The following is a 21,926-nucleotide window of genomic DNA, read 5'->3' as shown; positions in this document are numbered from 1 at the left end:
TGAGGGTGTAAGAGGATGCGAATTGTAGTTCAGCGCAGCAAGCAGGCGCATGTAACCGTTGATGGGGCGGCTGTAGGTGCTATTGAGCACGGTCTTGTGCTGCTGGTAGGCATTACGCATGAGGACACGGAGCAAGATGCGCGTTATGCTGCGGAGAAGATTGCAGGACTCCGTATTTTCGAGGATGATTCAGGCAAAATGAATCGTTCAGTTACCGAAACGGGGGGGCAAATTCTATCAGTCTCTCAGTTTACTTTGTACGGAGATTGCCGTAAAGGAAAGCGGCCCAACTTTATGGCTGCGGCTCGTCCTGAGCAGGCCAAGCCTCTCTACGAGCGGTTTAATGAGCTTTTGCAGGAGCAAGGCTTGGAGGTTGCAACGGGGATATTCGGAGCTATGATGGATGTTTCTCTAGTTAATGATGGTCCGGTTACGTTAATTATTGAAAGCCGCTAGCAGCAGCTGGCGAATCGACTTCGTTCACGATTGGTTAAGCTGGGACGGATTTGGACAAAATAAGCATATCCTTACACAACTAGATTAAGGAGCTTATTCGCCATGCAACAATCCGCCAAAGAGAAAATCGCTACGATGCCGGTACAGCAGCTGCTGGCCTGCAGTGTGGCAGATTCGACAGGTATGATCGCTGCCGGGCTAAGCGGGAATGAGCTGCATGCGGATTATTCCTCGGTTAGCGAACAAATGAAGCAGCAGCCGCGTAAAACCTTTCGTTAATAAACAGTAAGTCGAGTAGACCTCCGGAGTGACAGCCTTCCCCGAAGGTCTATTTTGACGCGTTTTATTAATCCCCACAGAGGGTGCACTAGGACCAGATCTTTTAGGAGAAACGGATGAGATTTGCTTAGAGTTTATATGAAATAGGCAATTATAACAAAAAAATTGTAACCAAATGTAATTAGTAACGTTAATAGTATATACCGATTCATGGAAAATACATAGCTTATGAGGTGCAAAATGGGAAAATCAGGTTATTCTGGCGGAAATCTAAGAGGATGGATACTCGTTATAATTGCAGTTTTGCTGGTGGCTGCTGCTGGTGCTGCAGTCTATTCACTTGTTGCTAAAAAAGGGGGAGCCGGCGGCCATCGACAGGCATTAGTAGAAGTGAAATCTTCAAAGGATATCAAAAACAGTTACGATGTTATTGTGGTAGGGACAGATCCTGAAGGGGTTGCAGCTGCTGTATCCGCAGCACGGAATGGGTTAAAAACGCTGCTGGTTGAAACTAGAAATCGTGATGTTCTGGGAGGGCTTCTTACCGAGGGCTGGTTAAACAGTATCGATATGAACTATGAGCCAACGAAAAATTTGATCTCCAAGCACGATATTATGAATAAAGGGATTTTTAGTGAATGGTATGGCAAAATTGAAGGCGATTCCTTCGATGTGACTACTGCGGCCAACGCATTCTATGAATTAGTGTCAAAAGAGAAAAATATCGATTTGTTAATGAAAGCAAAAGCCGTTGATCCAATAACTGCTGCTGCAGGAGGTGCTGCAAAAGTTAGCGGGGTTACAGTTACTAAGGGAGACGGCAGTAAACAGGCTATACAAGCCAATTCCGTTATCGATGCAACACAAGATGGTGATATTGCTGCTGCAGCCGGAGTTCCTTTCACAACAGGCCGCGAGGATCTTGCCGATCCGAAAAGCAGAATGGCTGTTACAGCGGTATTCCGATTGAACAATATAACACCGGAACGGTGGAAGCAGTTTGGCAAAACCATTGCTGCCGAGGACAAAGGGCAGGGGAAATACGGCATCAATGAAAAGAGCCTGTGGGGTTTTGATAAAATGCAGGAATATCCTGCTGTCAATAAAGAGCGTGTTCGTATGCGCGGGTTAAATGGCGGTTTGCAAAATGATAATACGATGCTTGTAAATGCTCTGCAAATTTTTAATATCGATCCGTTTGACCCTAAATCCAGAGAGGAAGCGCGGAAAATCGCCGAGGATGAACTGCCGCATGTGCTTGCCTACTTGAAGCAGCAGTATGCTGAGTTTGAAGGTGTTGAATTAGCCGGGATTGCTCCGGAGCTGTATGTACGTGAATCACGGCATATGCAAGGTGAATACAGGCTTTCGATAATAGATTTGCTTGAAAACCGGGATCAGTGGGATAGAATCGCATTTGGCGGTTATCCGGTCGATATTCAGCGGACAAGCCCTAAGGATAACGGTGCTGTTGTTATAGATCCTGATAAATATGCGGTGCCTTTCCGCAGCCTGGTTCCGCTTAAAGTAGACGGACTGCTTGTAGTCGGCAGGGCAGCCAGTTATGATACGTTGCCACATGGAAGCGCACGAGTCGTTCCTGTCGGTATGGCTGAAGGAGAAGCCGCAGGTGCGGCAGCTAAGCTGGCACAAGAGCAAAATGCCACATTCAGGCAAATGTCAGCATCCAAGGAAACAATCGCCAAGCTCCAGGATATATTGAATAAGCAAGGAATGGATCTGAAGCCATTTGCCATTAAAGCGGCTCCGTATATGGAGCATAAATCTTATGCAGGTTTGAAAACAGCTATTACCTTAGGGCTTTCGACCGGCGGCTACAAAAATGAATTTGAACTGGACAAGCCTTCCAATCAGCAAAGAATGGTAAATGTGCTGGAGGGAATGCGCAAATTTAATCCTGCCGCTATGGCGGGGAGTGCCGCGGCGGTCATTACGGGGGTAAAGGAGCCTCAGAAGCAGCCGGTATCCTTGGATTCTGCAGCGCAAATGATTGCCAGCTTGCTTAAGCAGAATATCCCGCAAGGCAAATTTGTGGAGGGATTGCAGGCAAATGGTTTCATTAGCAAAGCTACAGTGGATTCGATTTCCAACAAACAAGAGCTTACCAACGGAGATGCTTATATGTTGATTAATGATGTATATAAGCAGCTGAAAACGGCAAAATAAAGATGCTTGATGACTAAGAAGCGGAATTAATAAGCCTTAACTATGCAATTTGCTTGACTTTGCCAAATTTCGATATTACAATTATGGTTATTGAAAATGAACAATGATCTGTTGAAGGGAACAAGTACTTCGAATCTTGCATATCCAGAGAGAGAAGCCTTAGCTGAAAGCTTCTTTATGCGAAACGGACGAACAGACCTCCCGGAGGACAAGCGGGGAACCACAGGAATGATTGCTGTGTAGTAGCTGCTTTGCGTAACGCGGGCGTTAACCGCTTTGAGTGTGTATCTTAATGCTATTCGACATTTTGTTATGTCGCTATATGGCTTAAGGCACGAATCGTGGGTGGTACCGCGGGAGAATAAGAATGAACAATCTCTCGTCCCTGACTTCATCGTCAGGGGCGAGGGATTTTTTTCATTGTATGGCATTTTCAGACAGAGAGAAAGGAGTACTTGACATGAGCATTCAAAAGCCAAAAGGTACGCAGGATTTACTGCCTGGTGAAATTGAGAAATGGCAGTATATCGAAGCAAAAGCACGGGAGCTGTGTGAAAGGTTTAATTACCGGGAAATTCGCACCCCGATCTTCGAGCATACAGAGCTGTTTCAACGCGGTGTTGGAGAAACGACTGATATCGTCGAGAAGGAGATGTACACCTTCTTGGACAAAGGAGATCGCAGCATTTCCTTGCGACCAGAGGGAACTGCAGGCGTAGTTCGCGCTTATGTAGAAAACAAGCTGTATGGGGAGCCGGATGTCAGCAAGCTGTATTATATCGGTCCGATGTTCCGCTATGAGCAGCCACAGGCAGGACGATACCGCCAGCTGCATCAATTCGGCGTCGAGGCGTTCGGGTCTGTCGATCCGAGCATCGATGCGGAAGTTATCGCTTTGGGCTATACCTTCTATGACGAGGTTGGCATCAAGGATGTAACGGTTGAGATCAACTCGGTCGGGAATCCTTCCTGTCGGGGCGTGTACAAGGAGAAGCTCCAGGAGTTTTTTGCTCCGGTCAAGGATAAGCTGTGCAAGGATTGCCAGTCCCGTTATGAGCGTAATCCAATGCGTATTCTGGATTGTAAAATAGATCAAAAGTACGGTGAAGGCGCTCCAACCATTTTGGAATATCTGGATGAAGAGTGCACCGTTCATTTTCAAAGCGTACAAAACCATTTGTCCGCAATGGATATTCCATTCCGTATCAATCCAAGATTGGTTCGGGGGCTTGATTACTACACTCACACTGCTTTTGAATACAAAGCAGCAGGTATTGGCGCCATTGATACGATAGGCGGCGGAGGCCGTTACAATGGTCTTGTCGGTCAAATCGGCGGCAATGATCAACCAGGTGTCGGACTGGGTCTTGGCCTGGAGCGGACGCTGCTTATATTGCAGGCACAGGGTGCCAAGCTTCCCCAGGTGAAGCCGCTTGATGTGTACTTGATTGGGTTGGGTGAAGCAGCGGAGAAGGAAGTCACCAAGCTTCTGCAGCAGCTTCGGCTGGCAGGCTTGAGGGCGGAGAAGGATTATCTCGGCCGCAAAATTAAAGCTCAGATGAAATCCGCTGACCGTTTTAAAGCATCATTTGTTGCCATACTTGGCGAGGATGAGCTGGCCCGGGGTGAAATTACGATTAAAGCAATGGCCACCGGGGAACAGCAGACGGTGCAGCTTGATCAAGTGACACAAGTATTGCAAGAGAAAACTTTATAATTTTATTAGGGTTAAATATAATCTGGAGGCTGATGGAATCATGATGTTAAAAACACACCATTGCGGAGCGCTTACGAAAGCGAACGTGGGAGAAACCGTTATATTAAACGGTTGGGTACAAAGAAGACGCGACTTGGGAGGCGTATTGTTTATTGATCTGCGCGACCGGAGCGGACTGGTACAAATCGTATTTAACCCGGATTTCTCAGGCGAGGCGTTAACAACAGCGGACCGTGCCCGTAACGAATACGTGCTTGCTGTCAGCGGCAAAGTGGTAGAGCGTGACGCGACAACCGTCAATTCGAACCTGGCAACAGGTGAGATTGAAATTCAAGTCACGGAGATTGAAATATTGAACGGTGCTAAAAATCCTCCATTCTTTATTGAGGATGGCATTGAGATCGACGAGTCATTGCGCTTAAAGTATCGTTATTTGGATCTGCGTCGTCCTGAAATGCAGCGTACTTTGGCGCTTCGTTCAAAAGCGGCAAAAGTGTTCCGTGATTTCCTTGATGAAAACAGCTTCCTTGAAGTTGAAACGCCAATTTTAACCAAAAGCACACCGGAAGGTGCCCGTGATTATTTAGTTCCAAGCCGTGTGCATCCTGGTGAGTTTTTTGCCCTTCCACAATCACCACAAATTTTCAAGCAGCTTTTGATGGTGAGCGGCCTTGAGCGTTACTATCAGATTGCTCGCTGCTTCCGCGATGAGGATTTGCGTGCTGACCGTCAACCTGAATTTACGCAGGTCGACATTGAGACTTCCTTTATGTCGCAGGATCAACTTCTGAACTTAATGGAAGAGCTGACGGTAAAACTGTTCAAGGAAACGACTGGAACGGATATCCCTCGTCCTTTCCAACGTATCAGCTATGCGGATGCGATGGGCAAATACGGTTCTGACAAGCCGGATCTGCGGTTTGGTCTTGAGCTTCAAGATGTATCGGATATTGTTGTGAGTTCAGGCGTTAAAGTATTTGCCAGTGTCGTGGAAAAAGGCGGTCAGGTTAAAGCGCTGAACGCGAAAGGCTGCGGTGCCTGGAGCCGCAAGGAGATCGATGATCTGGGCGTGTATGCTTCTCGTTACGGGGCAAAAGGCTTGGCATGGGTTGTTCTGAAGGAAGGCGAGATGAAGGGACCTATCGTGAAGTTCTTCTCAGAGCAGGAGCTGGAAGCTTTGAAAGAACGACTTGGCGCCGAAGAAGGAGATTTGCTGCTGTTCTCTGCTGATACCAAAAAAGTGGTAGCGGATGTGCTCGGAAACCTTCGTTTGAAAATCGGACGTGAGCTTGGTCTTATTGACGAGAACGAATTCAAGTTCGCATGGGTTGTTGACTTCCCGCTGCTTGGCTACGATGAAGAAGCCAAACGTTATGTGGCTGAGCATCATCCGTTCACTCGTCCTAAAGAAGAAGATCTGCATTTCTTCGACACAGATCCAGGACAAATTCGCGCGCAAGCCTATGACCTTGTATTAAACGGCTATGAAGTGGGCGGCGGCTCAATGAGAATTTACAAGCGTGAAGTACAAGAGCAGATGTTTGGTGCGCTTGGCTTCTCCAAGGAAGAAGCTCAGGAGAAATTCGGCTTCTTGCTGGAAGCTTTTGAGTACGGTACGCCTCCGCATGGTGGTATTGCTTTTGGTTTTGACCGGTTAGTGATGTTAATTACCAAGCGTACCAACCTGCGTGAAACTATCGCTTTCCCAAAAACAGCAAGTGCAACAGATCTTCTGACAGATGCGCCGGGAACGGTTGACGATAAGCAGCTGGAGCAATTGTCCATTCGCGTAGCGTTGAAGCAGCCTGCATCCAAAGCCTAGGTTATTTTAGCCAGAAATGAAGTTCCATGTAAATGAGTTAAAATGCTAAGATTTTAAAATAAGGAGGGCAGCCCTATGCTGCACCAATTTTCGAGAACAGAGCTCGCTATCGGGCCCGAAGGCTTGGAGGTAATGCGTAACAGCTGTGTAGCCGTTCTTGGCATTGGCGGAGTCGGCGCTATTGCTGCCGAAGCATTGGCCCGCACAGGTGTCGGACGTTTGATCCTGATCGACAAGGATGTCGTAGACATTACGAATATCAATCGTCAGGTTCATGCCCTTGTGTCAACGATTGGACAGCCCAAAGCGGATTTAATGCGCGATCGGATTTTGCAGATTAATCCAGAGTGTGATGTTACATCGCTGCGTATGTTCTACACAGAGGAGACCTATGAGCAACTGTTTGCTTATCCGCTTGATTATGTAATTGACGCTTCAGATACGATAAGTTACAAAATCCATTTGATCAAGCAGTGTCTGGAGCGGAAAATTCCGATCATTTCCAGCATGGGTGCTGCTAACAAGATGGATCCTACGAAATTCCAGGTGGCGGATATTTCCAAAACCACAATGGACCCATTAGCTCGTGTCATTCGACATAAGCTGCGCAGAGAGGGTATTAAGAAGGGCGTAAAGGTAGTTTTCTCGACCGAGCAGCCAATCAAGCCACGTGAGGACGTTACTCAACGGATCGTGCCGCAAAATGCCCCTGAAATCCGTAAGGCTAAGCAGCCGCCGGCAAGCAATGCATTTGTACCGCCAGTTGCCGGACTAATTGCTGTTAGCGTGGTAGTGAAGGATTTGCTGGACAAAGCGGATCTTTAACGAATTTAGTTGAATAGAGAAGCGAATATCAAAAACATGCTTCACAGAGCTGCTTGTTCTGTGGGGCATGTTTTTTTCTTGTTAAATGCGTGACTCATGAACATGTATCTCTTTGAAAACGGGAGCAGTATGGTGGGAGATTGCTAAACAATTCGAGTAGACTTTGTTTATTTATTAATGTCATTTATAATAGAGTAGACAATTAATAGCCTTACCATTTCAAACAAGGTTGTGAGTATAGAATGGATTTGTTTTCATTGGCGGCTGAAGAGAGTCCTATGGGCAAGCTGCTGGCGGACCGGATGAGGCCGGTTACGCTGGATGAATATATTGGGCAAGAGCATATTGTTGGACGCGGGAAGCTGCTGAGGCGGGCGATTGAAGCTGATCAGGTTACCTCGATCCTATTATATGGACCACCCGGAACAGGTAAAACTACACTGGCTAACATCATTTCCCATGCAACTAAGGGTTCTTTTGTTAAGCTTAATGCTGTTGATGCTACTGTAAAAGAAGTTCGCGATGTGATTGAGCAGGCTAAAAATAATAAGGACCTCTATGGACGCAAAACAATTTTATTCCTGGATGAGGTCCATCGCTTTAATACGTCCCGTCAGGATGCCTTGCTTCCTGCCGTAGAGCAGGGGATCATTATCTTCATCGGAGCAACGACAGAGAACCCCTTTCACCATGTGAACGGGGCTCTGCTGTCGCGCTCCACGCTCTTCGAGCTGCATGCGCTGACGCATGAGCATTCGCTTGCGGCTCTGCGCCGTGCGCTCACCGACCGCGAGCGCGGTCTCGGGTCGCTGCCGCTCCAGGCCGCGGACGAGGCGCTCGCGCATATGGCGCGCATGGCCGGCGGAGATATCCGCCGTGCGCTCAATGCGCTCGAGCTCGCCGCGTTGACGACGCCGCCTGATGCCAGCGGCGTCATCAACGTAACACTGGAGGTCGCCGAGGAATCCATCCGGCGACCGACTGTGAAAGCCGACGAGTCGACGCAGTACGACGTCTTGTCGGCCTTTCACAAGAGCGTACGCGGCTCCAGCGATGCCGCGCTGTTCTGGTTCCTCTATGCCGTCGAGAAGCTCGGCATGGATCCAATGACCTTTCTGCGCCGTCTGATCGTCGCGTGCAGCGAAGATATCGGCCTTGCGAATCCTCAGGCAATGGTGCAAGCAGTGACGGCAATGGATGCCTATCACAAGATTGGTTGGCCCGAGTCCAAGTATGTCATCGCCCAGGCCATTCTGTTTGCCGTCGAAAGCCCCAAATCCAACGCAATTCCTTTAGCGATTGCCAAGGTGATGAATGCTTTCGAAGCACTTGGCGCAGCAGAGGTTCCAATGCACTTGCGCGACACTCACTACAAGGGAGCAGAGAAGCTGGGTCATGTAGGATATAAGTATCCGCATGACTATCCGGGACATTATGTGGAGCAAAATTATGTACCGGAACGCATAAAAGGGCGTTATTTTTATGAAGCCTCCCAACAGGGGATGGAGGAGAAAATAGGGCACAATCAAGAGCGAAGGAAAAAGCAACAGCAGCAGAAACAGCCATAATTGGTCAAGCAGGCTCATTTTTCGCCTATTTTAGGCCATTTTCGCCCTTAAGTTTAATTAGTTCAAGCTATTACGGCCCAATTTCGTTAGTTTTGAGCATACCTTGCGGTTTGACTGTATAGCTTAATAATATATAATTTATATATACTGTACTGTATTTTGTTTAATCGACTTTATAAGCTTATTTTAAAAGTCGCAAAAAAATTGTGAACTTAAGGGAGGTGTACCTATTCACTTCGAAGGAGGGGAATAGGAAATTCATTGAGTAGTGACCCTTTACCGATACTCTTGAATTTAGGTTTAGTATTGCTTTTGGTATTTGTTAACGGTTTTTTCGTAGCAGCCGAGTTTGCTATGGTCAAAGTCCGCAACAGCAGGATCGACACGCTGGCGCAGGAAGGAAACCGAAATGCCAAATTTGCCAAAATAGTAATGGGCAACATGAATGCTTACTTATCAGCCTGCCAACTTGGGATCACATTAGCGTCCCTTGCGTTAGGCTGGATTGGCGAACCTGCAATTGCTGATCTGCTCAAGCCGGTGCTGCTTCCGCTACAATTCCCTGAAGCGATTGTTCATACGATATCCTTCGTGATCGCTTTTACAATTATTACGGCCTTTCATATAACGTTAGGCGAGCAGTTTCCCAAAACATACGCGATTCGTATGTCTGAGAAAGTAACTTTATTATCTGCGGGACCTTTAATATTCCTTTATAAACTGATGTATCCTTTTATTTGGTTTCTTAATGGCATTTCCAATTGGATGCTGCGCAGAGCAGGAATTGAACCTACGGATGAGCACGATACGGCGCATACGGAAGAAGAAATCCGTGTGTTGATGAAGGAAAGTAATAAAAGCGGACTTATTGATAATACGGAATTAACATTGATGGACAATATTTTTGATTTTGCTGAAACGAATGCGCGGGAGATTATGATTCCCAGAATGGAAATGGTTTGTTTATATTCAAATTTATCCTACGAGGAAAACCGTCTCATCGCCGTTACAGAAATGCATACGCGTTACCCAGTTTGTGATCCAGACAAGGACAATATTATCGGGTTCGTCCACATCAAGGATTTGTTGAAATCCGACCGTGGAATAGAAAATATTAAAAGTATTATTAGACCTATAACCAAAGTGCCTGAATCGATGCAAATCAGTGCATTGCTTAAGTTGATGCAAAAAAAGAAAACTCAAATGGCCTTGCTGATCGATGAATACGGAGGCACTTCCGGATTGGTTACCTTCGAGGATATCATTGAGGAAATTGTCGGCGAAGTCCAGGATGAATTTGACGAAGAACGACCGCAAATTGAAAAAAAGGATGACCATACACATTCGATAGATGGACGCATGTTGATCGAAGAAGTGAACAGCTACTTCGGTATCGAAATTGAATCGGATGATTACGATACAATCGGAGGTTGGATCTATTCTCAAGTGGAAATTCCACCTAAGAGAGATCAACGGATTGGCTATAATGATTCGTATGAATTTATTATAGACGAGACGGACCAACTGCGTATTTCTCGTGTCCTTGTTAAGAAGCGAGGGCAGGAGGAACAAGCCGAATCTGAACCTGAACCCATAAGCGTATAGATAGATATAAAAAAACCATCCCCGATCACATTCAAGATGTGTGGCGGGAATGGTTTTTTTATTTAATAGTTCGGTACACTCAGTTAATTATTGTATCGATGGTTCCTCCGCCTAAGCAAACATCCCCATCATAGAATACAACGGCTTGTCCCGGCGTAATGGCTTTTTGAGGATTTGTGAAAGTAACTTCACAGCTGCCATCTTCTTGATTGCAGACGATCGTAACTCCTTGATCGGGTTGGCGGTAACGGAATTTGGCTGTACAGGAGTATGCGCCATGCGGCAAAGAACCGCTGATCCAATTCAGGTCGGTGGCACGGAGACCTCTGGAATAAAGGCTGGGATCTTTCTCTCCCTGAACAACATACAGAATGTTGTTTTCCAAGTCCTTGCCTGAGACGAACCAAGGCTCCCCGTTTCCGGAGCCGCCGATGCCAAGCCCTTGTCGTTGACCAAGCGTGTAGTACATGAGTCCATCGTGATGTCCTTTCACTTCACCGGCGGCCGTTCTCATTTCACCGGACTTGGCCGGCAAATAGCCGCTCAAAAATTCCTTGAAATTTCGTTCGCCTATAAAGCATACACCTGTGCTGTCTTTCTTCTTGGCGGTAGCAAGACCAGCAGCCTCAGCGATTGCCCGAACCTCCGGCTTGGGTAAGTGGCCGATAGGAAACATGGCCTTGGACAGCTGGTATTGATTAAGAGCATTGAGGAAATAGGTTTGATCCTTGTTATTATCAACGCCGCGACGCAACCGGAATTTCCCATCCAATTGGTCAACTTGAGCATAGTGACCGGTTGCGATATAGTCGGCGCCCAACTCAAGGGCTTTATTCAGAAATTCTCCGAATTTGATTTCACGGTTGCACATCACATCCGGATTCGGTGTTCGTCCCTTGCGGTATTCATCCAAAAAGTATTGAAACACCTTATCCATGTATTGTTTTTCAAAATTTACCGTATAATAGGGAATACCGATTTGATCACATACTCTGCGAACATCCTCTGCATCCTCTTCAGCGGTGCAATTGCCGAATTCATCGGTATCATCCCAGTTTTTCATAAAAACGCCGATAACCTCGTATCCTTGCTGCTTCAGCAGCAATGCTGAAACGGAGGAGTCAACTCCACCAGACATACCGAGTACAACGCGTGTTTGTTTATTCATTTTGCTATACCTCTTTCTAGAGCATTACGTTACCCTACTTATATTAACATAGGTTTTCTATATAAATAAAATATTTCATCAATATGTCAAGGTTTTTCTCCCAATATACAGGGATATGTGATACCATATAAAAGATACATATATGTATGAAATGTAAATGAGGTGTACTATTTGAAGATTTCTACTAAAGGCCGTTATGGACTAACCATCATGATGGAACTTGCAACCAGATTTGGAGAAGGCCCCACCTCTTTGAAAAGCATTGCCGAGAAGCATCAGCTTTCTGAGCATTATTTAGAGCAATTGGTTGCTCCATTGCGAAATGCAGGTTTGGTCAAAAGTATTCGAGGCGCTTACGGTGGGTATATTCTATCGAAAACATCGGATCAGATTTCTGCCGGCGATGTGATTCGTGTATTAGAGGGGCCAATCAGCCCGGTTGATTTCACAGAGGAAGACGATCCAGCAAAACGTGATTTATGGGTACGTATTCGTGATAGCATTGCCGGGGTTCTGGACTCTACGACATTGGAGGATCTCATCAGCTTCAAGGATCAAGGCGTAAACGATAACTACATGTTCTATATTTAAGGGAAACTTCAAGCAGACGGAGTCTTTATGACAATTATTTATTTGGATTACGCAGCTACAACACCGGTCCTTCCAGAGGTAGTAGATGCGATGCTTCCTTATTTCACAAGTTTCTATGGGAATGCATCGAGCACACACCGTGCAGGAAGAGAAGCGCGTGCTGCTGTACATCAAGCAAGAGATACAATAGCTTCTTTTATAGGCTGCACCTCCTCGCAGCTCGTTTTTACGAGCGGTGGGACGGAGAGCAACAATATGGCTCTCTTTGGTGCAGCAGCAGCTCAAGCGGGCAAGGGTAAGCATATCATTACTGCACAAACCGAACATCATGCTGTTCTTCATACTTGTGAACAGCTGGAGAGGCTAGGGTACGAAGTTACCTATTTGCCAGTAGACACGACAGGCCGGATCCGGCTGGATGATTTGCAGCAAGCTATACGTCCAGATACGATATTAATCAGTATTATGTACGTAAATAATGAAGTGGGTACTATGCAGCCTCTACAGCAAATAGGAGAGCTCGCTAGATCTAAAGGAATCATTTTTCATGTAGACGCTGTGCAAGCTTTAGGACATATTCCGATTGACTTGAACCGGCTGCCGGTTGATTTAATGAGCTTTAGTGCTCATAAGCTTCACGGTCCTAAAGGAATCGGGGCACTTTATATAGCAAAGCATGCTAAGCTGGAGCCGTTCATGTATGGCGGCAATCAAGAGAGAAAACGCCGGGCCGGAACTGAAAATACTGCAGCCATTGCTGGATTTTCAAAAGCCGTAAAAATTATAGATAGCAACATGTATGAAATGCAACAAAAGATGGAAAAGCTACGTTTAGAAATGGTAACAAGGCTTGATCAGCTGTTGGGTAATGAACAGTTTGTAATTAATGGTCATCCTGTCGAACGGCTTCCGCATATTTTAAATATCAGCTTTCCAGCGGTTTCTACAGAATCCATGCTTATGAATCTGGATCTTGAAGGAATTGCTGCTGCCAGCGGCTCAGCCTGTACCTCCGGCTCCTTGGAAGTATCGCATGTACTGAATGCTATGCAGCTTTCTGAAGCGATTATGAAGTCGGCCGTGCGCTTTAGCTTTGGATCAGGAACTACTTCCAAAGAGATCGAAATTGCTGCTCACAAAATTGCAACCATCGTGAACCGTATCCGTAATAATTAGTAAGCTAATCACTAATTATTAGCTGCTGTTTCTGGAGGAAGTCTTCATTGAAAAAAGCGCGTAATGTAATCGGATTGCCGATAATTTGTGTGCAATCGGGTAAACAAGTGGGTACTGCTAAGGACCTTCTAATGGGTGATGAGTGGCAGATTGAAGCAGTGCTCCTGGAAACCAAACATTGGTTCTCCGCTACAAGCTGTATCCTGTGGAAAGATGTCATTTCTTTGGGTGAGGACGCTATTACCATTAATAACGAAGAGGCAATCAGCCGTTTGGATGAGAGCATGGCCTATACTTCTTTGATTAATGGTGATCGAAAAGTGAAGGGGATGCCGGTCTTAACGGTAAACGGCCAGCAATTGGGCGTCGTAGATGATGTTTATTTAGACCAAGAACTGGGTAATACTGTAGTAGGATATGAATTGACCGAGGGTTTCATTTCTGATTTGAAGGAAGGGCGTAAATGGTTGCCCTTGCCGGAATCCGTAACTTTGGGTGAGGACGCGATAATTGTACCCGTTCATTGTAATGAGTTATTAGAAGAAATCTTCATATCAAAAGAAGAATAGGGTGATATTTATGTTACGTTGTCCAAATTGTAATTCCAAAGATATTGGAAAAATTGGTTCGCACCAGTTTTATTGCTGGGGCTGCTTTATTGAATTAACAGTAAATGGAGAAAAGATGTCCGTCTATCAAGTAGAAGAAGATGGAACATTGAGTTCTTTAGACGATTTGTTTTTTGAGGAAGAAATGCCTCAAGTACATGCCAACTAATGGATTAACAAATAATATAAACACTAATCGTATCAGCTCCTGAAGCCTTACTTAAGGTAAACGGATGGAGCAGGTACGATTTTTTTGTTTTTAATATCAGCCTTTATAGGTTTTCAGCGGAGCTGTCTTACTAACCAAGCTGCCTGCTCTATATCATTTTATTCTGCGGAGCTAAGGTTATGCTTTCTTTGTCGTGAATGTCGGGTGAACGATTAAGACTTCAAGGTTGTACATATACTGTTAGTAGAGACATGGGTTAGCAAACAGTAAGCAGCACAGTCATAGTTGGTGAAAGTTAGGTGGGTGATACAGATTGGACCGATTTTCTAAAAATCAGCTATTTATTATTATGGTTTATATTTTATTAAGCCTTTTGATATTGTTTATGCTGCTGCAAATACGTCCCATGCTGATATGTATTTATAAATTTCTAGCAGAAATTTTGACGCCTTTTATTGTAGCGATGATTATTTCTTATTTACTAAATCCAGTCGTTTCGCTGTTGAACGGGCGCAAGGTGCCGAGAACCGTAGCTGTGCTTCTTATTTATGCCGTCTTTATAATGTCGGTGACAGTAGTACTTATGAATATCATTCCCATCTTCATTCGGCAGCTGGGTGAATTTAATGAGCATATTCCTCAATTGGCTATAAAAGCTCAAGGTTTTGTGGATAATTTAAACAGTTTGAAGTTTGTGCCGGACAGCGTACGTGTCGGAATTAATCAATCATTGGCAAAACTGGAGAGCGGGATATCAGGAACCATTTCCAACTACATTGATGGCATCGGGAGCACGATCAACATGCTCTTCATTGCGTTTATCATACCTTTTCTCGCTTTTTACATATTAAAGGATTTTCAGTTGATTGAAAAAACGGTTCTGGCGATCGTTCCCAAAGCGAAACGCAAACAAGTCATCAAGCTTCTGGTTGATATCGATACAGCACTCGGCAACTATATTCGGGGTCAGATGTTAGTATGTATGATTATTGGATTGCTATCTTATGCGGGCTATTGGATGATTGGGATGCCGTATGCTCTGCTGCTGGCTTGTCTGGTTGCAGTGTTCAACATCATTCCATATCTCGGTCCCTTTTTCGGGGCGGCGCCTGCGTTAATTTTAGCATCTACTATTTCCTTGAAAATGGTGCTGATGGTTGCCATAGTTAATACCGTATGTCAAATTCTTGAGGGGAACGTAATTTCGCCGCAGGTTGTGGGCAAATCGTTAAAGATGCATCCTCTGCTCATTATTTTTGCTTTGCTTGTAGGAGGGGAGTTTGCAGGGGTGGTTGGGCTGATTTTGGCAGTACCCTTTTTTGCAGTGATGAAGGTCATTCTTCAACATGTATTTATGTATTACATTCATCGCAGAACAGCTTGATTGAATAAATAGTAAAAATTCCGAAAGTTATTGAAACTTTTTCATTCAAGACCTATAATTATGGAGGTGTTATTACAAAACAGAATATAAAACGATTTTTGGAGGAGCCTGTCACCAAGGGCTCTTTTTGCATTTTTGGGGATACTCCAGAATCGAATCGTCCATGCTAACTCATGGGTTCTTATTGGAAAAGGGGAGGATTTTTTGGAACATCAAGCTTGGCTTGCAATAGGTATTTTTCTGGTTATTTATGGATTAATTATTACTGAAAAAATTCACCGTACGATTGTCGCTATGATTGGCGGGCTACTGATGGTTGCCTTAGGGGTGGTCAGTCAGGAATCGGCTCTCCATCATATTGATTTCAATACGTTAGGTTTGCTTATCGGGATGATGATTATTGTAGGTATTACAGCGGAGACGGGAGTGTTCAAGTATGTAGCTATTTGGTCGGCCAAGAAGGTTGGGGGCCATCCGGTACGTATTCTTGTAGTGCTCAGCATAGTTACAGCGATAAGCTCAGCCTTTCTGGATAATGTGACGACGGTGCTGCTTATGGCTCCTGTAACATTCAGTATTACGAGGCAGCTTCGTGTAACGCCGATTCCATTCTTAATTTCGCAAATTATGGCTTCCAATATTGGCGGAACGGCAACTCTCATTGGCGATCCCCCGAATATAATGATTGGCAGCGCAGTAAAAGAGCTAACCTTTATGGCCTTTATCAACAATCTGAGCCTGATCTCATTCATTATTTTATTTGCGACACTGCCTTTTTTCGTGCTGTTGTACCGCAAGCAAATTCAGACAACAGAGGAGCTTCGGCTTAGCGTTATGGAATTGAACGAGAAGGTGGAAATAACAAATCCGCTATTAATGAAAAAATGTTTGGCCGTGCTCGGGATAACAATCTTCGGATTTTTTATCCACCAGCTTTTGCATCTTGAATCAGCTACGGTAGCTTTGGCTGGCGCGTTCCTATTGCTTCTTATGACGGGAGAACACTATCTGGAGGAAGCCTTTCAAAAGGTGGAATGGACCACGATTTTTTTCTTTGTAGGCCTTTTTGTGCTTGTTGCTGGATTGGTGGATACAGGGGTAATAGCTGCTCTGGCTAAACATGCAATGAGTATTACCGGGGGAGATGTTGCGAAATCATCGGTGCTAATTCTTTGGCTGAGTGCTATAGCTTCTGCTTTTCTGGACAATATTCCTTTCGTGGCTACCATGATTCCAATGATTCAGGAAATGGGGGCTATGGGGGTGGACAATTTGGAACCGCTTTGGTGGAGCCTTGCCTTGGGGGCTTGCCTGGGAGGCAACGGAACATTGATAGGAGCGAGCGCTAATCTGATCGTCGCAGGTATTTCGGCAAGAGAGGGGCATCCTATTTCATTCATGACCTTTTTGAAAGTCGCTTTTCCGTTGATGCTCCTGTCTATTGTAATAGCGAACTTATATATTTATATTAGATATTTATTATAAGAGGCTGCCTTAAGGCAGCAGCTCAGTTGACAATGCTATTGTCAAACGTATATAATTTCCTGTAAGTATATGAATTAAAACGTTGATGAAATCAAGTAAGCCATAGTCCATTATCCAGAGAATAGGTTCTAGATCTTGTTATTACGAGGTCTAGCTGTGAGAACCTTATTAATGAAGGATGGCTGAAAGCTCATTTCGGAGTGCGGAACAAATCCGCCGGTTGGACTCGTTATTGTCTTATTGAAGGAGATTGTACAGATACCACAGTGTCTTAGCAGGCACGGCTGTACAGTAACCAGGGTGGTACCGCGATGAATTCGTCCCTGTTTGGAGGGGCGTTTTTTTGTTGTTAAGAGAGTGTTTTTTGAGGCTTCGCCTGAGGCTGTGACTAAGGTCAAGAGCACGGACTTGTTACAAAGAAACCTCCCCTGCGGGTCAAGGGATGCCCCTGCGGCCGCTGTTGAAAATGGGATATCGATTATTAGTTTAGAAGGTTATATCCCATTTTCAAAGGCGGCACGTAAACTCTTCGAGGCATTCCCTTGCCCTCCGGGGGACCCTTTGTAAAAAGTCTAAGATATTAGATCTTAGTAACAGTAGCAGGCGGCGAAGCCCAAAAGTATGGGTGAGCTAGTGAGAAGAAGCGGGAATATAACTGTAAAGATTAAAAGGAGGCCAGGGAAATGAAGGCAAGTGAAATACGCGCTAAATGGTTAGCTTTTTTTGAAGAGAAGGGGCATAAGATCGAGCCAAGCGCACCGTTGGTGCCGCATAATGATCCATCGCTGCTATGGATTAACGCTGGTATGGCGCCGTTGAAGCAATACTTTGATGGACGGGTGGTACCGGATAATCCACGCATTGCCAACTCGCAGAAGTGCATTAGAACCAACGATATTGAGAATGTGGGCAAAACCCGTCGTCACCATACTTTTTTTGAGATGCTGGGCAATTTCTCGATTGGGGACTATTTTAAAGAAGAAGTTATTACTTGGGCATGGGAGTTTCTTACAAGCCCGCAATGGATCGGATTTGATCCGGAGCGTTTGTCGGTAACTGTGTATCCTGAAGATACTGAAGCGTTCGAGTTTTGGAATAAGAAAATAGGGCTGCCTGTCGAGCGTATTTATAAGCTGGAAGAAAACTTCTGGGATATTGGTGAAGGCCCTTGCGGACCATGTACAGAAATTTTCTATGACCGCGGCGATGCGTATGGCGACCTTAATGATCCTGAATGCTGGCCAGGTGGAGAAAATGAACGTTTCCTGGAAGTATGGAACCTCGTGTTCTCCCAATTCAACCATAATAAAGATGGCAGCTACACGCCGCTTCCTAATAAAAATATAGATACGGGTGCGGGACTTGAGAGGTTTGCTTCGATATTGCAAAACGTTGATTCCAACTTCGACACCGATTTGTTCCAGCCGATTATTCAAAAGACATGCGAGCTCGCAGGCGTGAAATACCACGTGAACAACGAGCATGATGTTGCCTTGAAGGTTATAGCCGATCATGTACGTACAGTGGCATTCTCTGTAGGCGATGGCGTGCTGCCTTCAAATGAAGGCCGCGGGTATGTAATACGCCGCTTGCTGCGCCGTGCGGTTCGTTACGGTAAAGTGATTGGTATGGATAAGCCGTTCCTATACTCATTGACTCCGATCGTTGGCGAAATTATGGGCGTGTATTACCCGGAAGTGGTAGAGAAGCGCGAGTTTATAGAGAAGGTAATTCGTACCGAGGAAGAGCGTTTCCATGAGACTCTTTCGGACGGTTTGGCTATTTTAGCTGAAATGACCGAGAAAGCACGCAAAGAAAACCGCAATGAAATTAGCGGACCTGATGCTTTTAAGCTTTACGATACGTACGGATTTCCATTTGATTTGACAGAGGATTTTGCTTCCGAAAAAGGGATGGCTGTTGACCGTGAAGGCTTCGACCGTTCGATGCAGGAGCAGCGTGACCGTGCTAGAGCGGCCCGTCAAGATTCCGACAGCATGAAGGTACAAGGCGGCCCGCTTGCTGATCTGACGGTTAAAAGCGAATTTGTTGGTTATAATGAATTGGTAACTACTGCTAAAGTTATCGCTCTTGTTCATGAGAACCAATTCGTCGATTTGGTTGGCGTTGGCGAAACATGCCAGGTTGTTCTGGACCGTACTCCCTTCTATTCGGAAAGCGGCGGTCAAGTAAGTGATCACGGGTATATTACGGCTGGCGATCTTCGTCTTAAGGTCGAGGATGTAAGTAAAGCGCCTCATGGACAGCATGTGCATACAGTTGTTGTAGAGTCTGGTGTATTGCGTAAAGACGATACTGTACAGGCTTCAGTCAGTGCTGCGGTACGGGATGATATTATCAAAAATCATACGGCGACACACTTGCTTCATAAAGCATTGAAAGAAGTGCTCGGCGAGCATGTTAACCAAGCCGGGTCGTTAGTAGCTCCGGAACGGCTGCGATTTGACTTTTCGCATTTCGGCAGTATTACTGCAGAGGAGCTGCGTGATATTGAGCAGCGTGTTAATCAACAAATATGGAAAAGTACACCGCTGACTATCTCTTTGAAGCCGATTGCCGAGGCGAAAGCTATGGGGGCAATGGCATTATTCGGAGAAAAATATGGCGATGTGGTAAGGGTTGTACAAGTTGGCGATTACAGTCTTGAGCTGTGCGGCGGCTGTCATGTAAGCAACACGAGTCAAATTGGTCTTTTCAAGCTGGTGAGCGAATCCGGTATTGGATCCGGCGTACGCCGTATTGAAGCTGTTACAGGCCGCAATGCTTATCAATATCTGGATCAGCAGCTGGAGCTGCTTAACGATGCTGCCGCATTATTGAAGTCCAATATCCAGGATGTTCCCAAACGGATCGATTCATTGTTCGCCCAAATGAAGGAGATTTCCCGAGAGAATGAATCCCTCAAAGCCAAGCTGGGTAAAATTGAGGCAGGCTCTTTATCGGATCAATTGAAACATATCGATGGGGTTCCAGTTCTTATGGCTCAAGTAAGCGCCGGAGACATGGAGTCGCTCCGCAGTATCGTTGATCAAATGAAAACGAAGCTTGGCTCAGCCGTTATCGTGCTTGGGGCAGTAGCAGACGATAAGGTTAACCTTGTTGCTGCTGTTACCCCGGATTGGGTAGCGAAAGGCTATCATGCCGGCAAACTGATCAAGGAGACAGCGGCGGTCGTAGGAGGCAGCGGTGGCGGTCGTCCTGACATGGCTCAGGCAGGGGGCAAGGATGCTGCCAAGCTGCAGGATGCCTTGAAGCAAGCGGAACAATGGGTGGCTCAACAGGTCGCAGTAAAATAAATTTGGTTTGTCAACAGGAATTATTCGACAAATCACGAATATAAGAAGATATCAGCTTTAATCATAGAGGTTTACACTTTTGTGTTAAGGGGGTGTTGGGATGAGTTCGATGGATAAAACGATGAAGTTTAATGTAAAAGCAGAAGAGATCGAAACATCACCCAAGGATGTCATGCTGACGGTATATGACGCGCTCCAGGAGAAAGGCTACAATCCGATTAATCAGATTGTCGGCTATCTATTATCTGGAGATCCGGCTTATATTCCTCGTCACAACAATGCAAGAAGTATGATCCGTAAACGGGAGCGCGATGAGCTGATAGAAGAACTGGTTCGTTCCTATTTGCAGCAGCATAAATCATAAGTAATGCGGGGCGGGGGAACGGAATATGTCTTCCCGCCCCTTAGGAGTTTAAAGAACAATGAAACGATTAATGGGTTTGGATTACGGGGATAAAACGATTGGCATCGCGGTCAGCGATGAACTCGGTTGGACTGCGCAAGGTCTTGAAGTCATTCGACGCACGACAGTTGAACGGGATCTTGCGAGATTACGTGAATTGATCGATCAGTACAATGTAGGAGAATTGGTTGTCGGATTACCGAAGAATATGAATAATACAATTGGTCCGCGTGGGGAAATTTGTATAGAATTTGCCCAATCTCTACAAGAAACACTAAGTATGCCCGTGCATTTATGGGATGAGCGGTTGACGACAGTATCTGCACAGCGTACACTGATAGAAGCTGATGTTAGTCGCAAGAAACGCAAGCTTGTTATAGACAAGATGGCAGCTGGACTCATTTTGCAAAACTATATGGATTCCAAAACGAAGAGGTGATTGGCATGTCCAAAGAGGAACAAGTACAAGAAGAGCCGGAAATTATTTTTATCCCGGATGAAGAAGGTAATGAAGAAGAATTCGAAGTCATCATGAAATTCGAAGTCGACGGATCGGATAAGAAGTATATGATGGTTGTTCCAGTCGATGCCGATGAGGAATCCGATGAAGTGTATGCATTCCGTTACGAAGAGGACGGAGATGACTTACAGCTGTACACGATTGATGATGAGGAAGAATGGAATATCGTTGAGGAAACCTTCAACACACTGATGGATGAATTCTCAGAGGATGAAGAAGAAAGCTCCAAATGATAGTAGGCTCGTGAATTTAGCTGAAGCCAATTCCAGATTATGCTAATGAAGGAAGCTTTCCTTCGGAAAGCTCTTGGGAGGACCAACTTTTGTATGAATTAAAAGATTTGAAGGAAACGAATCGGTTGCGCAGCGCATACGGAGATGATATTATTTTGTATGATGACCGTGATCAGTCCGTTGTATATAAACTTCTTTCTGAATTTCAGCTGGGCGACCAAATCTATGCAGCACTCCAACAGGAGAACTCCAAGGATGGAGAGCCTGAAATTTACAAGGTGACCTTCGATGCAGAAGGGGAGCCGGAGCTGGAAACGATAGACGATGATGATGAATGGGAGAACGTCTCAGAATTGTACGATGAGATGACATTCTCGGATAATGATACAAAGTAGACTACAACTTGTTTGAAA

General features: G+C 45.4%; 20 protein-coding genes. 19 read left to right on the top strand and 1 reads right to left on the bottom strand.

All coding sequences use genetic code 11. The annotated features are described in order from the left end of the window. Positions 1 to 15: 15 nt before the first annotated feature. From dtd to ACFQ0C_RS18135, 8 genes are all read left to right on the top strand, one after another. On the top strand, positions 16 to 456 hold the full coding sequence (dtd, locus tag ACFQ0C_RS18170; protein ID WP_379368452.1) for a D-aminoacyl-tRNA deacylase: 441 nt from the start codon (positions 16 to 18) through the stop codon (positions 454 to 456). 102 nt (positions 457 to 558) lie between these two features. After that, positions 559 to 735, top strand: coding sequence for a hypothetical protein (locus ACFQ0C_RS18165; protein ID WP_258215662.1), 177 nt, complete (start codon positions 559 to 561; stop codon positions 733 to 735). A gap of 240 nt (positions 736 to 975) precedes the next feature. After that, a complete protein-coding gene (locus ACFQ0C_RS18160; protein ID WP_379368451.1) occupies positions 976 to 2,922 on the top strand; it encodes an FAD-dependent oxidoreductase in 1,947 nt (648 codons plus the stop codon). Between the two features lie 460 nt (positions 2,923 to 3,382). Then, positions 3,383 to 4,639, top strand: coding sequence for a histidine--tRNA ligase (hisS, locus tag ACFQ0C_RS18155; protein WP_379368450.1), 1,257 nt, complete (start codon positions 3,383 to 3,385; stop codon positions 4,637 to 4,639). A 43-nt stretch (positions 4,640 to 4,682) separates the two neighbouring features. Continuing rightward, entirely contained in the window at positions 4,683 to 6,461 is a 1,779-nt protein-coding gene (aspS, locus tag ACFQ0C_RS18150) for an aspartate--tRNA ligase (RefSeq protein ID WP_379368593.1), read from the top strand. A gap of 75 nt (positions 6,462 to 6,536) precedes the next feature. After that, the gene (locus tag ACFQ0C_RS18145) at positions 6,537 to 7,286 is read left to right on the top strand and encodes a tRNA threonylcarbamoyladenosine dehydratase (RefSeq protein WP_258215665.1); all 750 of its coding nucleotides are present in this window, start codon (positions 6,537 to 6,539) and stop codon (positions 7,284 to 7,286) included. 242 nt (positions 7,287 to 7,528) lie between these two features. Continuing rightward, positions 7,529 to 8,854: a replication-associated recombination protein A gene (locus tag ACFQ0C_RS18140; RefSeq protein WP_379368449.1), complete on the top strand. Its 1,326-nt coding sequence runs from the start codon at positions 7,529 to 7,531 to the stop codon at positions 8,852 to 8,854. A gap of 261 nt (positions 8,855 to 9,115) precedes the next feature. Continuing rightward, positions 9,116 to 10,459, top strand: a complete 1,344-nt coding sequence (locus tag ACFQ0C_RS18135) for a hemolysin family protein (RefSeq protein WP_258215667.1) — start codon at positions 9,116 to 9,118, stop codon at positions 10,457 to 10,459. Positions 10,460 to 10,538: 79 nt separating this feature from the next. Here the strand turns inward: ACFQ0C_RS18135 and mnmA are convergent, their stop codons facing one another. Beyond that, a complete protein-coding gene (gene mnmA, locus ACFQ0C_RS18130; protein ID WP_258215668.1) occupies positions 10,539 to 11,627 on the bottom strand; it encodes a tRNA 2-thiouridine(34) synthase MnmA in 1,089 nt (362 codons plus the stop codon). 171 nt (positions 11,628 to 11,798) lie between these two features. On the opposite strand from mnmA, the gene cymR reads away from it, so the two are divergent. The 11 genes from cymR to ACFQ0C_RS18075 all read left to right on the top strand — a co-directional run bounded on the left by cymR (position 11,799) and on the right by ACFQ0C_RS18075 (position 21,908). Beyond that, positions 11,799 to 12,218 (top strand): cysteine metabolism transcriptional regulator CymR, encoded by a 420-nt coding sequence (gene cymR, locus ACFQ0C_RS18125; RefSeq protein ID WP_258215669.1) that lies wholly within the window; start codon positions 11,799 to 11,801, stop codon positions 12,216 to 12,218. 27 nt (positions 12,219 to 12,245) lie between these two features. Next, a complete protein-coding gene (locus ACFQ0C_RS18120; protein WP_379368448.1) occupies positions 12,246 to 13,394 on the top strand; it encodes a cysteine desulfurase family protein in 1,149 nt (382 codons plus the stop codon). A 47-nt stretch (positions 13,395 to 13,441) separates the two neighbouring features. After that, positions 13,442 to 13,963 carry a PRC-barrel domain-containing protein gene (locus tag ACFQ0C_RS18115; RefSeq protein ID WP_379368447.1) on the top strand — a complete coding sequence of 174 codons (522 nt, stop codon included), beginning with the start codon at positions 13,442 to 13,444 and terminating at the stop codon, positions 13,961 to 13,963. A gap of 10 nt (positions 13,964 to 13,973) precedes the next feature. Beyond that, a complete protein-coding gene (locus tag ACFQ0C_RS18110; protein WP_028549805.1) occupies positions 13,974 to 14,171 on the top strand; it encodes a hypothetical protein in 198 nt (65 codons plus the stop codon). 313 nt (positions 14,172 to 14,484) lie between these two features. Next, positions 14,485 to 15,555: an AI-2E family transporter gene (locus ACFQ0C_RS18105; RefSeq protein ID WP_379368446.1), complete on the top strand. Its 1,071-nt coding sequence runs from the start codon at positions 14,485 to 14,487 to the stop codon at positions 15,553 to 15,555. Between the two features lie 204 nt (positions 15,556 to 15,759). Beyond that, positions 15,760 to 17,040 (top strand): ArsB/NhaD family transporter, encoded by a 1,281-nt coding sequence (locus ACFQ0C_RS18100; protein ID WP_379368445.1) that lies wholly within the window; start codon positions 15,760 to 15,762, stop codon positions 17,038 to 17,040. A gap of 683 nt (positions 17,041 to 17,723) precedes the next feature. Continuing rightward, positions 17,724 to 20,357 carry an alanine--tRNA ligase gene (gene alaS, locus ACFQ0C_RS18095; RefSeq protein WP_379368444.1) on the top strand — a complete coding sequence of 878 codons (2,634 nt, stop codon included), beginning with the start codon at positions 17,724 to 17,726 and terminating at the stop codon, positions 20,355 to 20,357. Between the two features lie 100 nt (positions 20,358 to 20,457). After that, positions 20,458 to 20,721 carry an IreB family regulatory phosphoprotein gene (locus tag ACFQ0C_RS18090; RefSeq protein ID WP_171654299.1) on the top strand — a complete coding sequence of 88 codons (264 nt, stop codon included), beginning with the start codon at positions 20,458 to 20,460 and terminating at the stop codon, positions 20,719 to 20,721. 58 nt (positions 20,722 to 20,779) lie between these two features. After that, positions 20,780 to 21,199, top strand: a complete 420-nt coding sequence (gene ruvX / locus ACFQ0C_RS18085; RefSeq protein WP_258215675.1) for a Holliday junction resolvase RuvX — start codon at positions 20,780 to 20,782, stop codon at positions 21,197 to 21,199. A gap of 5 nt (positions 21,200 to 21,204) precedes the next feature. Beyond that, entirely contained in the window at positions 21,205 to 21,513 is a 309-nt protein-coding gene (locus ACFQ0C_RS18080) for a DUF1292 domain-containing protein (protein ID WP_258215676.1), read from the top strand. 89 nt (positions 21,514 to 21,602) lie between these two features. Further along, positions 21,603 to 21,908, top strand: coding sequence for a DUF1292 domain-containing protein (locus ACFQ0C_RS18075; protein ID WP_171654302.1), 306 nt, complete (start codon positions 21,603 to 21,605; stop codon positions 21,906 to 21,908). The last annotated feature ends 18 nt before the right edge of the window (positions 21,909 to 21,926 follow it).

This window comes from Paenibacillus sp. GCM10027630 (genome assembly GCF_042676305.1).
GTDB lineage: Bacteria > Bacillota > Bacilli > Paenibacillales > NBRC-103111 > Paenibacillus_S.
This window is presented reverse-complemented; position numbering and strand designations above follow the sequence as displayed.

What these genes read in the sequence shown, in the direction of transcription:
- dtd (WP_379368452.1), top strand. Translation starts at nt 16, where the DNA reads ATGCGAATTGTAGTTCAGCGCAGCAAGCAGGCGCATGTAACCGTTGAT.
- ACFQ0C_RS18165 (WP_258215662.1), top strand. Translation starts at nt 559, where the DNA reads ATGCAACAATCCGCCAAAGAGAAAATCGCTACGATGCCGGTACAGCAG.
- ACFQ0C_RS18160 (WP_379368451.1), top strand. Translation starts at nt 976, where the DNA reads ATGGGAAAATCAGGTTATTCTGGCGGAAATCTAAGAGGATGGATACTC.
- hisS (WP_379368450.1), top strand. Translation starts at nt 3,383, where the DNA reads ATGAGCATTCAAAAGCCAAAAGGTACGCAGGATTTACTGCCTGGTGAA.
- aspS (WP_379368593.1), top strand. Translation starts at nt 4,683, where the DNA reads ATGTTAAAAACACACCATTGCGGAGCGCTTACGAAAGCGAACGTGGGA.
- ACFQ0C_RS18145 (WP_258215665.1), top strand. Translation starts at nt 6,537, where the DNA reads ATGCTGCACCAATTTTCGAGAACAGAGCTCGCTATCGGGCCCGAAGGC.
- ACFQ0C_RS18140 (WP_379368449.1), top strand. Translation starts at nt 7,529, where the DNA reads ATGGATTTGTTTTCATTGGCGGCTGAAGAGAGTCCTATGGGCAAGCTG.
- mnmA (WP_258215668.1), bottom strand. Translation starts at nt 11,627, where the DNA reads ATGAATAAACAAACACGCGTTGTACTCGGTATGTCTGGTGGAGTTGAC.
- ACFQ0C_RS18120 (WP_379368448.1), top strand. Translation starts at nt 12,246, where the DNA reads ATGACAATTATTTATTTGGATTACGCAGCTACAACACCGGTCCTTCCA.
- ACFQ0C_RS18110 (WP_028549805.1), top strand. Translation starts at nt 13,974, where the DNA reads ATGTTACGTTGTCCAAATTGTAATTCCAAAGATATTGGAAAAATTGGT.
- alaS (WP_379368444.1), top strand. Translation starts at nt 17,724, where the DNA reads ATGAAGGCAAGTGAAATACGCGCTAAATGGTTAGCTTTTTTTGAAGAG.
- ACFQ0C_RS18090 (WP_171654299.1), top strand. Translation starts at nt 20,458, where the DNA reads ATGAGTTCGATGGATAAAACGATGAAGTTTAATGTAAAAGCAGAAGAG.
- ruvX (WP_258215675.1), top strand. Translation starts at nt 20,780, where the DNA reads ATGAAACGATTAATGGGTTTGGATTACGGGGATAAAACGATTGGCATC.
- ACFQ0C_RS18080 (WP_258215676.1), top strand. Translation starts at nt 21,205, where the DNA reads ATGTCCAAAGAGGAACAAGTACAAGAAGAGCCGGAAATTATTTTTATC.